At 38.6% G+C, this 10,960-nt stretch carries 14 protein-coding genes and 1 tRNA gene; 1 reads left to right on the top strand and 14 read right to left on the bottom strand.

Annotated elements, in window-relative coordinates:
• The first annotated feature begins 179 nt into the window (after positions 1-179).
• A complete protein-coding gene (locus FYJ75_RS12990; protein WP_154430848.1) occupies positions 180-725 on the top strand; it encodes a biotin transporter BioY in 546 nt (181 codons plus the stop codon).
• Positions 726-734: 9 nt separating this feature from the next.
• Here FYJ75_RS12990 and FYJ75_RS12985 read toward each other — a convergent pair whose 3' ends face one another.
• The 14 genes from FYJ75_RS12985 to FYJ75_RS12915 all read right to left on the bottom strand — a co-directional run bounded on the left by FYJ75_RS12985 (position 735) and on the right by FYJ75_RS12915 (position 10,960).
• Positions 735-1,256 carry a hypothetical protein gene (locus FYJ75_RS12985; protein ID WP_154430847.1) on the bottom strand — a complete coding sequence of 174 codons (522 nt, stop codon included), beginning with the start codon at positions 1,254-1,256 and terminating at the stop codon, positions 735-737.
• The gene (locus FYJ75_RS12980) at positions 1,247-1,903 is read right to left on the bottom strand and encodes an ATP-binding cassette domain-containing protein (RefSeq protein WP_235907109.1); all 657 of its coding nucleotides are present in this window, start codon (positions 1,901-1,903) and stop codon (positions 1,247-1,249) included. Before FYJ75_RS12980 ends, FYJ75_RS12985 begins: the two co-directional genes overlap by 10 nt.
• An 11-nt stretch (positions 1,904-1,914) precedes the next feature.
• Positions 1,915-2,286 (bottom strand): GntR family transcriptional regulator, encoded by a 372-nt coding sequence (locus FYJ75_RS12975; protein ID WP_154430846.1) that lies wholly within the window; start codon positions 2,284-2,286, stop codon positions 1,915-1,917.
• 23 nt (positions 2,287-2,309) lie between these two features.
• Complete coding sequence (locus FYJ75_RS12970; protein WP_154430845.1) at positions 2,310-2,963, bottom strand: hypothetical protein; 654 nt, start codon at positions 2,961-2,963, stop codon at positions 2,310-2,312.
• The gene (locus FYJ75_RS12965; protein ID WP_154430844.1) at positions 2,926-3,816 is read right to left on the bottom strand and encodes an ABC transporter ATP-binding protein; all 891 of its coding nucleotides are present in this window, start codon (positions 3,814-3,816) and stop codon (positions 2,926-2,928) included. The genes FYJ75_RS12970 and FYJ75_RS12965 overlap by 38 nt, the downstream gene beginning before the upstream one ends.
• 159 nt (positions 3,817-3,975) lie before the next feature.
• Complete coding sequence (locus FYJ75_RS12960; protein WP_154430843.1) at positions 3,976-4,587, bottom strand: 4Fe-4S binding protein; 612 nt, start codon at positions 4,585-4,587, stop codon at positions 3,976-3,978.
• Between the two features lie 46 nt (positions 4,588-4,633).
• The gene (locus tag FYJ75_RS12955; RefSeq protein ID WP_154430842.1) at positions 4,634-5,209 is read right to left on the bottom strand and encodes a nitroreductase family protein; all 576 of its coding nucleotides are present in this window, start codon (positions 5,207-5,209) and stop codon (positions 4,634-4,636) included.
• Positions 5,203-5,454, bottom strand: coding sequence for a hypothetical protein (locus FYJ75_RS12950; protein WP_235907108.1), 252 nt, complete (start codon positions 5,452-5,454; stop codon positions 5,203-5,205). Before FYJ75_RS12950 ends, FYJ75_RS12955 begins: the two co-directional genes overlap by 7 nt.
• A gap of 440 nt (positions 5,455-5,894) precedes the next feature.
• Entirely contained in the window at positions 5,895-6,794 is a 900-nt protein-coding gene (locus FYJ75_RS12940; protein ID WP_235907107.1) for an Abi family protein, read from the bottom strand.
• Positions 6,795-7,219: 425 nt separating this feature from the next.
• Positions 7,220-7,291, bottom strand: a tRNA-Arg gene (locus FYJ75_RS12935).
• Between the two features lie 80 nt (positions 7,292-7,371).
• Entirely contained in the window at positions 7,372-8,268 is an 897-nt protein-coding gene (locus tag FYJ75_RS12930; protein ID WP_154430840.1) for a DUF3881 family protein, read from the bottom strand.
• 98 nt (positions 8,269-8,366) lie between these two features.
• Positions 8,367-9,407 carry an HD-GYP domain-containing protein gene (locus tag FYJ75_RS12925; protein WP_154430839.1) on the bottom strand — a complete coding sequence of 347 codons (1,041 nt, stop codon included), beginning with the start codon at positions 9,405-9,407 and terminating at the stop codon, positions 8,367-8,369.
• 21 nt (positions 9,408-9,428) lie between these two features.
• Entirely contained in the window at positions 9,429-9,932 is a 504-nt protein-coding gene (locus tag FYJ75_RS12920; RefSeq protein ID WP_154430838.1) for a DUF4446 family protein, read from the bottom strand.
• A 122-nt stretch (positions 9,933-10,054) separates the two neighbouring features.
• On the bottom strand, positions 10,055-10,960 hold the full coding sequence (locus FYJ75_RS12915) for a ParB/RepB/Spo0J family partition protein (RefSeq protein WP_154430837.1): 906 nt from the start codon (positions 10,958-10,960) through the stop codon (positions 10,055-10,057).

Raw genomic sequence — 10,960 nt, 5'->3', positions numbered from 1 at the left:
TGTGTTATCATGTAGGTATATCTCCTTTAGGTGGATTGGTTGATATTTTTTCGCAACTCTATTTTACCATAAACCTTGAGGAGATATTTTATTTTAACAACAAAAAATGCCGTATTTATGCGGTTTTGGGCGTTTCGCAAACACCTAATATAAATTTTACAACAAAGGAGAACTTTAACATGAATCAGACACAAACTACCGACTACAGGCATGGAAAAACCTATGCCATAACGATAACCGCACTGATGACTGCTGTTACCTGTATTCTTGCACCGTTATCGATCCCGATCGGACCGGTTCCGATTTCATTTACGAACCTGGCAATCTACCTGTCTTTATATCTTCTCGGATGGAAAAGAGGTACGATCAGCTATCTGATCTATCTGTTGATCGGACTGATCGGTCTTCCTGTATTTTCCGGATTTACAGGTGGTCCTGCCAAACTTGCCGGCCCTACTGGCGGATATATTATTGGATTTATTGCGATGGCAATTATTGCCGGACTGGTCATCGATCACTTCCACAAACCTTGGATCCAGCTGATCGGTATGATTGTCGGAACAATCGTATGCTATATCTTCGGTACAGCATGGTTCTGCATTGTTGCAAAAAGTACAGTCTCCGGAGCACTCGCAATCTGCGTGTTCCCATTTATTCCGGCTGATCTCATAAAAATGGTAATTGCCATGATCATTGGACCAATGATCAAAAAAAGAATACGATAGTTTTTCCCATTATAGCGCTCTGTGTCCCGATGCTTTGTGGCACAATATCCTATATTCAATCATCTTTTCCAGCAGAAAAAAACCACCTATGATTGCCGGAATATACACGCCTGCATCCAACAGGCTTCCTCCCTGATGATCCGGATCTGTTAGCCGGATCAATAGGGATGCCATCTGGCCTCCAATCACTGGAATTGCAATGATTCTTGCTGCAACGATCAGTTTTGCCTTACGCAGCATTGCCAGGTCCACCGGTGTATAAATGTATTTTTCAAAAATATTGACACGTTTTCCTTTCTCCATAACATATGACAGGTAAACGGTTACACTCTGATACAAAATCACAGTAAAAGCAGCCAATCCACTCAGTGCAGATATATCATCCTTATTGTTTCGGAAGCCGTACAGCATAGAACTAAAAATCACAAAAATAAATCCCATATAAATTAAGACATATGTGCCACTCGTCTCATCGATCATACGCCGTTTCCAGTTTTTACACTCTATTTTCGTCAATGTTTTCAAATCCATTTCTTTCCGCCCTCCACACACTCATTCATTGAATAGATACCATTGTCCACATCTATGATATAATCTGCGATCTGCGAAAGATCCGCCTCGATATGTGTTGCCAGCAAAATCGTCATCTCGTATTCTGCTACAAATTCCTGCATGATCTTTAAGAAATCATCCCGGAAAACAGGATCGAGATTTGCCGTAGGTTCATCCAGCAACAGCACTTTTGGTCTGTAAGCTGCTGCAAATGCCATCTGGTATCTGATCATCCCACCGGTGGAAAATTCGCCTAATCTCTTTCCTGTCGAAAGGTGAAACTGCCTTAACCGCCGGTGGTATTCTTCACTGTCCCAGACTGAATAAAACGGTGCATAAATCTTTTCATTTCCGTCTGCATTCTCTTCCATGAAAAATGTCCGCTCCTGCGATACGATTCCGACTATGTTTTTGATATTCCTTTTGTTCTTCACCACATCTATGCCATCAATATAGATGTTTCCCTGCATCTGGTCATACTGACCAAGCATCATGCGAAGCAGCGTCGTTTTGCCTGCACCGTTGTCACCCTGTATTCCGACAATATAACCTTCCGGAATACAAAAGCTTTCCGGTTTCATGGAAAAATCCCCCAGTTTTAACGCCGCATTTTCAATTCTGATCATGCTTTTCTCCATCATTTTTCCCCCAATACACGCACCATGTCAACGACATCATCCAGTGTCATCCCTGCATTTTCACACTCTTTCAGAAGATCTGACATGCGGCTTTCGATGTTCATCATCTGCTTTTCCCTGAGATGATCATTCTTCTGCTCACAAACGTAAAATCCTCTTCCCGGAACAGACTCAATGACGCCTTCTTTTTCCAGTTCTTCATATGCCCGCTTTGTCGTGATCACGCTGACCGCCAGATCCTTTGCAAGCACCCGGATCGATGGCATTCCCTCACCGGCACTTAGCTCACCACGTATCACCGCATCCCGGATCTGATTCACGATCTGCTCATATATTGGCATGTTTACTGTTGTTGAAATTACTATTTTCATGTATTACCTCACCTTTGAACACATTATTTCTTTTTGTTCCGATGAACATATTCATAATCGGCCATACAATTTATCATCATGTCATAATATTTCAGCCTGCAATACACCACAAGAAAAATCGAAAACACTGCAATGATCGCAATCATTATAAGCTCGATTGTCTTCTCTGCTCCTGTTACGTTTCCAAGATCCATGCAGCCTGCAAAAATAAAAATTACAATCGCTCTTGCAAATACGATTACAACCATTTTGACGATATCGGTCTGCCCTATAAATTTTAAAAAGGCATTTGTATACAAAATACTTGTAGATAAAATAATTTCCGTCAGACACAGAACCGCATCCTCAGTGCTTCCCCCTCTGCATTTCATAAAAGTCACTGGCAACAGCACAAGAACGATAATCCAGGCATAAATAGATAAAAACTTATAGGTTTGTCCCTTTTTGAGCAGTTTTTCCCTCTGATTTTCTGAATATGGAGCAACATACATATAATCCGGAAGCTTAAATAAAAACAGAGTTGCTGCAAGCTCCGGGCTATAGAATACCGCTATTGCCGAATTAAAAAAACAATACGTATTCCTCTCAAAAATACATAAATACACAAACGCACTCAGTGCAAAAAGAAATGAAATCACGCTACTTTTTAAGATACTTTTCTGCAACAGTTTCGGCATTCTGCTTTCCTCCCTTCACAAAATAATGCATAAATTCCCTGATATCCGGCGTATGCTTTTCCAGTGCTTCATCCATCGGAAAACGCTTTCTGTTTGCCACCATAACACTTGTGCTGTAAGGATTCTTTTCCTTGTATACAACAGCTTCCTCCGGTATCAGACCGCACTTGTAATCCTCACCGGTCGCAATCCAGAACTGCTCGCAAAGTTCATCCTTTGGCAAAAAGAAAAGCAGCTTTCCATCCTGCATATATGCAATATAATCCGCAATCCGATCCAGATCCTCTGTGATATGCGATGAAATCAGTACACTTCTTTCCCCGTCAGACACCAGCTTTGCACATATTCTCAAAAACTCTTCCCGGAAATGCTTATCCAGACCAGCCGTTGGCTCATCAAGCAAAAACAGCTTTGCATCATGCGACAATGCAAATGCAAACTGGGTCTTTGTCTTCATCCCTTTCGACAGCTTCTTATATTTCTGTTTTTTATCCAGTCCAAATTGCTCCAGGTAAGAAAGATATATTTCCATCTCAAACCTGCGATAGAGCTGTCCATAGAATATCCCGATCTGCTCCAGACTCATTTCTCCCTGAAAAAAGCCCTCTTCAAAGACCAGCCCCAGCGATTCCTTCGCTGCGGCTTCATCCAGCTTCAGATCATGCCCATCGATCACAATATTCCCGGATGCATGATAAAGTCCCATCAAAACACGCATAAGGGTTGTCTTTCCGGCTCCATTTTCCCCAATCAGACCACATATATATCCTTTTGGTATATGAAATGAGATATTTTCCAGATGAAATGTATGATTTTCGGATAATTTTTTGTCCAGGTTCCAGACTTGTAACATGACTCTCCTTCTTTCATTTATGAGATATACTGGCGTATAATATTATGGATTTTTAATCTGTTCACATAAAAAGTGTGCATATACTGTATATATAAACATATACAGTATATGCACACTTTTGTCAACAACAATTGTTCTCTGTTTTTTCTGCTCCATATCTCATTTTCTTTCAATCGCTTTGACCGGACAATGCTCATAGCAATTTCCGCAATGTAAGCAATTATTTTGCCTGATCATATAAGTTGTTCCTTTATCAATGCAGTTCTGCGGACAAACTTCCTGGCATTTTCCGCATCTGATACAGTCACTTGTTATCATATATCCTTTTTCTCTTGTTTTAACATGCCCAAGTGTATATGTTTCCCGGAATATCGGATTTACTCCCAGATTAAAATATTCCACTTCCGCCTGATCAATACAGAAAATAATTCCTATGCTTCTCGTATCTCCCGGATATACATTTGCAAGATATGGCTGCTCCTTAAAAATTATATCTCTCCATTTGACCTGTTCGTCATCCGTCACAGCATACGCTTTTCCTGATAACCGGATCATCTCTTTATATCTGGTATAACATAAAATCTGAACCCTGCCATCATCCATTAATTCTTTGCAGAAGTTTTTCCCTCTGGCAGTAAAAAAATAGAGCGCATTCTCCTCATAATGAATTGCGCTGATATTTCTGATCTGCGGTGCTCCTTCACTGTCTACTGTTGCAAAAGCAAGCACGCCCACCAGCTGCATCTTCTTTAAACATGTCTGTAAGTCCATATATGATTCCTTTCTCATCCTGATGCTTTATAATGATTTTTCCACATTACTCTACGATCCTGATTCTGCCTGATTTTCTTGGTCTGCTATGTGGCTGCTGCCCATCAATATATCCAAGTATGACAAATCCCTGACAGGCATATCCTTCTGGCACACCCCATTCCTTCATAAGCTTTCTGCCTTCCCCTGACTCAAACGTTTCATACCCTCTTGAAATAATACAGGAGGCAATTCCCAGCTCCGTTGCCTGTAAGATCATATTTTCCATGATGCAGAAAGCGTCTGCAGTTTTAAAAAGGAAATTGTCCTGGCAAAAAACACATACTACCGTCGGTGCATCATAAAATCCATTTTTAATGGCAAGATCATCGATCGTACTTGGCTGCTCTTTTGACACATAGGAACCGGCAAGATGTGTCCGGTCAAAATGTGCCATATTTAATTTTCCAACATACGCTGCTAATTTTTTATTATGTATTGCGACCATCATGCTTCGCTGTCCACCGCCCGCATTCGGAGCGTAATTTCCCGCTTCCAGAATCTTTTCCAGATCTTCCCTGCTAATCTGTTCGTCTGTATATTTACGGATGGAATGTCTTGCTTTTATAATATCCATTAACATGATAATATCTCTCCCGTAATCTCATTCTTTGTCTTCCAGCACTGTGGATCAGCACCATAGAAACTTCCACTTGTACCATTCGAAACAGCTGGACAGCCTCTGCACCATGCTTTCAGTTCACACTTACTGCATTTTATGAATTTATCATAATCCCTGTATTTTTCCATCTGACAGATCCAGACATCGGCCAGACGATCTTCAAATATATTAGCAACTTTACTGTTTGTAACTCTTCTGCATGCCATAATATCCCCATTCGAGGATATTGTGATATTTTCAACAAAACTCTCTTTATCCGAAAAACAGGCTTGTCTGAAAGAAGCAACGGAATCCTCTGACTGGGTTTATAATACAATACGACAAATATGCGGAGGTAGTACACTATGAGAAAAATTGCATGCCTGCCAGATAATGACAGGAGAGAGTTCTTCCGAAATACTGCTGATAAAATGGGCTTAAATGATGCTATTGTAGAAAAAGATTTCTGGGTATGCTTTACCCTGGATTATTTATTTCACCGCTGTCCCTGGAAAAACTCCATCACTTTTAAGGGTGGAACAAGCCTTTCAAAAGCATTGAACCATATACAGCTGTATACTACCCAAAAATCTTTGAGCAGAAAAATGATACCTTTGTACTTTTACATCAGTTCCGCAAGAAAACTCAAAAGACTCCCAAACACATCTCATTGTTTTCTGTATCTGGTTATCATTCTCCAGTTTTCCGGAAAACCCATTTTCTCATACAGTTCTTGTTCTGATATACTATCATGTTTCTTAAGATATTTATTAATCAAGGTTTTAAGTTCCTTTATAAACTCTTTATACCACTGATCATTCAACATATATCTTAATGCAATCACTACGGAAAACAAATCATTTTTTCCATTCACATATTGTGAACCCTTTTGTGCAATCTTTAGTTTTCTATGTATTGGCAAATCTGGAATACTGTCTGCGGTTCTATAAGTAAACAGCCTGTCTCCATGAGCACAAACATTTCTGAATTTAACAAGCACTGCCAGTATGGAAACCATTTGTTTTTCATTAACACACTGATAATTCCTACTGACTTTGATTTGTATATCCTGTGGAAGCAGCATATACATTTTTGATATATTTCCAAATGTTAAAGCATTCGTAAGTACCCACAATGGAACATTTCCATATTTCTTCTGTGAATGATTTATATAATGGTAATCTGTCGGTTTTGTAACATATCCCTCTAATATTTTAATCAAATGGTCAATATCTCTTTGATTCTTCTTTCCTGAATAATTGTAATTTGACGTATCGAGGTATTCTTTTTGATTTTCTCCGTTCTTTTCTGTAAAATAATAGGATACTTGGGATTTTATTCCATTTTCTACCTTAATAAGATACCGTAAAAATAGCTGTCTTAATAGCTCGTCAAAATAATACAATTCCACAATATCTTCAAACCTTGTCCCATCCTTATATTTTTTAGTGGTTGGGTTCTTAAAGATATCCTTATATCCACCAATCAGGGAATAATAACTTGTCTGTTTTAAAATCTCCTTTGCATATGCCTCATTATCAATCAGCAGATTCTTTTCATTTTTCAATTTTTCTATCTGTTGATCGTAATTCAAAAAATCTTTTGCATATGCACCATCCCCCTAATATAAAAAAAGAGGAGACCCCGCAGGTTCTCCCCCGGTCGCAGGCCTCACAGGTTTCTGCAACGCGATCACTGTATTTTATCTTACTTAACTTTATACATCTTGTCAAGCAATTTCTACAGCTCTCTATAGTATATGCCGATGTCATTTATCATATACCTTATACCATTTTTTGCGGTTTATTTCGCAATGGGAATGGGTTTTCAGTCTCCATCCCGACCTATTATATGCATTACCATTGAAAAAGAACCCGACGCATCAAGCTCTTTCCAGGTGTTGTCCACAGACGCCCACCGCGATTCATAGACATAATATACTACATACCCCTTAACTCTCTAATCTGAACGGACTCTTCATAAATTCTGAAATGTTCCCTGCGGGAATCGAACCCACAACTAGCGCTTAGGAGGCGCTTGTTATATCCATTTAACTAAGAGAACCTGATATATTTATGCACTTTCGCACACGATATAATCGCTCCGCTAATTATATCGTGTATCCCGCAAAACTGCAATGTTTTTTAAATATTAATTTTGCCCTGCATCCAGATGTTTCCCTTGAATCTCCGGCCAATCGCAGGTTCTCCTGTAAGATCCCGTGAATTAATACACACATCAAAGATCAGATCATTACAATTTAATTTCATGTGATACATTTCTTCATTCGTAAGGTTGTTTTTTTCCTTTGTACAATCCAATATGTCGCCTAAGATACTGTACTCGTCACTCTCAATACCGTATGGCATAAAATAAGATGTAACGATCGACAGAATATCTTCTTTTGCAATTCTTTTTGAAAGAAGCGAATACATATCCATATCTTCTATCGTAAGATTCTCAATCGCTTCTTCATCGCCTTCTCTTGCCTGAGCGATTAATTTATTCCGCTCTGTGTATCTCTGATCGGAATTTTTAATCTTATGTTCTGTTTTCTCTACTGGCAGAATAATCATTCCTTCACAGGACAATGCTGCTAAAGATGCTCCGTTAAAGCTGCCGATCGTCTGCTTCAGATTCTTTTCTGAGAGATATTCCGCTGTATTCTGTAAATAAAAAATCAGAGTAACTCCAAGACGTGCATCATCACACACACCTGCATAAGCTTCTTTCTCGGAATGCTTCTCGATGTCGATGCATTCCTGAGTTGTAAGTGATGTTCCATTTAAAAACGGATAATAATAATCCATTTCAAAACGATCGTCTTCACCATAAGTTCCACAAACTGTAATTCCAGCATTCGGAGCAAATTCTTTGGTAAGCTCCGCAAATTCATTGCCCTCGGAATCCTTTGTGATCTTCACGGTATCCGGTTCTTTTATTATATCTTTGGTGATCATTTCCAAATCTCGTCTTCTGATATCAGAAAACCCAATACTTCTTAGGAATTTATGCACTTCTTTTTCCTCCCTAAGCTCCATTATATCATGTGCTTCGCACATGATGCCTGCGGCTGATATTTATGCGCATTCGCGCGTGATATAATTCGCTACGCTCATTATATCATGTGCTTCCCATGTCAGACAACCTGCTGGATAGAAACATTTTTTTCTTTCTCGAGATTTAACTGTTTTTCACCATCTTTACAACACATATCGGCATCCAGAAACATAATGATCGGATGATCTGGATCATCTGTCTGGGATATTACAACCCCATTTTCCTCTTCACTTGTCTTTACTGTTGTTCCAACCGGATATTTTGCAACCATGGAGATAAATTCATTAACCATTTCTCCATCAAACATAATTCCGGCCTGTGATTTGATTTTTTCCAATGCTTCCTGTATCGAGCTTCTCCGACATTCCACTCCGGAAATAAAACTATCAAACGCATCACAAAGTTGTACGATTCTGCATGAAGCTTCAAAACTCTTCTGTTTCAATGGAAAACCTGATCCATTCATTCTTTCATGATGATACAGAATGATGTTTCTTGAAACATCAGGAATCCATTTTTCTTCTTCTATTGCTGTATATCCTAAAATTGGATGTTTCTTAAATTCAAAGATTTCATTCGGAGTAAGTTCATCCCAGTTGCAATCCTCATAAGGTGCTGTAATATACCGGATTCCGAGATCATGTAAAAGTCCTCCGATTGCGATTGGAAGTAACAACTCTTCCGAAATCTTCATTCTTTTTGCAAGTAAAAGAGACAGCAGCGTTACCATAATTGTATGCTCATAAAGATCTGCTGTTCTTTCGCAAACATCAATCACTGTATGATCCGTCATCTGTGCCATGTCCTTTACAATATCATTTGCAAGAGGCTGAATCAGACGAAGTGACGTTGTCTGTCTGTAAATATGACCTTCCAACAGCTTTCTGACTTTTTCCACATATCCACGATATTGATCCGGATGTAAAATCAGATGTGGATTCTCATAATCTACGTATGGGTCTTCGATCATCAGAGTTTCAATTCCCAGGGACTGTATCAAAGGAATATAATCCTCACGAATTGTGGTTCCCCCTGGTATCAGTACTTCTTTTTCTTCTGTAACTACCGGTTCTGAAAGGATTTCCCCGCCTTTCAGCTCTTTTACTGATCTAATCCTCATACGCATCCTGCTCCATCGCTATTATTTTGTCGGTTTTGCCTCCTTGGCCATATTTAAAGCTTCCTGCTCTTCTTCTGCCAAAACAATGATGGAATTACCAGCAACGATTTCTTTGATGTATGTATAGCAGCCCTCTCTGCTATGTACAGCATTCAGTACGAAACCGTCGTCTGTCTCATTTAACAATGCAAGGGAAAAACTGAGTTTTCCGCCCATTTCGTTAAATGCATCATATTTTACGAGTCCGACTTTCTGGAAAGTAAATTTCATATTATTGAATAATTGCTGAATATTTCTCTGATTAGTTTTGTTTGCAGTAATCAGCTCATCTACCTGATCCAGTCTCTTTACAAGAGTTTCCTCAAGGGATTTTGCATCTTTTCCTTCCATGAAAATCCGATAGTTTTTCTTCATCTTAGACATCTGAACGATGTTCACAATGTATAAAATAAAAAGAAGAATGGTTACCGCAGCTAATCCTATAATAATATAATCAGAATCAAATCCTAATAATTGTGAAATCATTTTTTATCTCCTATTGTGTATTTCGGTTAATATTTATAAATAATCATAGTATATTCTTACTATATTAATAATTAGAAATAATAAATTCCTACCTATTAATATTTTTAATTTTACATTATATACTATCTGTGTATTGTACGAAACATATCGACAATACGATCCAACTCATCCTGGGAATAGTATTCAATCTCTACTTTTCCTTCTTTTGCATTCTTTTGTTTTATGTAAACTTTTGTACCAAAAATCTGCTTAATCTGCTCCTCAAGATCGCGATAAATCGCCTCCAGCTTCTCATCTTTCAGATCTGCTGTATCTTTATTCTCTTTTTTCTCCTTCTGGAGCTTCTTGACCAGCTTTTCTGTATCGCGTACACTTAATTTTTCATCAAATATCTTCTGTGCAACAAGGAACTGTTTCTCCTGATCGTCAATACCGAGAAGAGCTCTTGCATGTCCTGTTGTCAACATCTCATCAATGACCATCTGCTGTACTTTTTCATTTAATTTTAACAGGCGCATTGAGTTTGTAACTGCAGTTCTGCTTTTGGAAACACGCTCTGCTACTTCATCCTGTTTTAAGTTAAATTCATTTAACAGTCTCTTATATGCAAGTGCTTCTTCAATCGGATTTAAATTTTCCCTCTGAATATTCTCGATCAAGGAGATCTCCATGATTTCCTGATCTGACAGTTGTTTGATGATTACAGGAACTTCTTTGATTCCGGCCATCTTTGCAGCTCTCCATCTTCTTTCTCCTGCAACAATCTGATAATAATCATCTTTTTTCTGTACAAGAAGTGGTTGAAGTATTCCAAACTGTTTGATGGATTCTGCAAGCTCTAATAATGCATCTTCATCAAAATTCCTTCTTGGCTGATCCCTGTTTGGCTCTACTTTATTAATATTCAGCATTACTCCATCAGTTGCTTCTTTTTCCTCAGTTTTTTCTTTTACAGTCGTATTTTTACCTACTTTATCTGTAATTAAAGAATCCAATCCTTTTCCTAAGCCGCTTTTTTTCGTTGCCAT

Origin of the sequence: Roseburia porci (assembly GCF_009695765.1) — a bacterium.
In the GTDB taxonomy this organism is placed as follows: Bacteria; Bacillota; Clostridia; order Lachnospirales; family Lachnospiraceae; genus Roseburia; species Roseburia porci.
The sequence above is the reverse complement of the archived record's forward strand: the minus strand, read 5'-3'. Positions and strand labels throughout refer to the sequence as shown.

Bases quoted from the DNA above. Each gene is read 5' to 3' on its own strand.
- FYJ75_RS12990 (WP_154430848.1), top strand. From the start codon at position 180: ATGAATCAGACACAAACTACCGACTACAGGCATGGAAAAACCTATGCC.
- FYJ75_RS12985 (WP_154430847.1), bottom strand. From the start codon at position 1,256: ATGGATTTGAAAACATTGACGAAAATAGAGTGTAAAAACTGGAAACGG.
- FYJ75_RS12980 (WP_235907109.1), bottom strand. From the start codon at position 1,903: ATGATCAGAATTGAAAATGCGGCGTTAAAACTGGGGGATTTTTCCATG.
- FYJ75_RS12975 (WP_154430846.1), bottom strand. From the start codon at position 2,286: ATGAAAATAGTAATTTCAACAACAGTAAACATGCCAATATATGAGCAG.
- FYJ75_RS12970 (WP_154430845.1), bottom strand. From the start codon at position 2,963: ATGCCGAAACTGTTGCAGAAAAGTATCTTAAAAAGTAGCGTGATTTCA.
- FYJ75_RS12965 (WP_154430844.1), bottom strand. From the start codon at position 3,816: ATGTTACAAGTCTGGAACCTGGACAAAAAATTATCCGAAAATCATACA.
- FYJ75_RS12960 (WP_154430843.1), bottom strand. From the start codon at position 4,587: ATGGACTTACAGACATGTTTAAAGAAGATGCAGCTGGTGGGCGTGCTT.
- FYJ75_RS12955 (WP_154430842.1), bottom strand. From the start codon at position 5,209: ATGTTAATGGATATTATAAAAGCAAGACATTCCATCCGTAAATATACA.
- FYJ75_RS12950 (WP_235907108.1), bottom strand. From the start codon at position 5,454: ATGGCATGCAGAAGAGTTACAAACAGTAAAGTTGCTAATATATTTGAA.
- FYJ75_RS12930 (WP_154430840.1), bottom strand. From the start codon at position 8,268: ATGGAGCTTAGGGAGGAAAAAGAAGTGCATAAATTCCTAAGAAGTATT.
- FYJ75_RS12925 (WP_154430839.1), bottom strand. From the start codon at position 9,407: ATGAGGATTAGATCAGTAAAAGAGCTGAAAGGCGGGGAAATCCTTTCA.
- FYJ75_RS12920 (WP_154430838.1), bottom strand. From the start codon at position 9,932: ATGATTTCACAATTATTAGGATTTGATTCTGATTATATTATTATAGGA.
- FYJ75_RS12915 (WP_154430837.1), bottom strand. From the start codon at position 10,960: ATGGCAACGAAAAAAAGCGGCTTAGGAAAAGGATTGGATTCTTTAATT.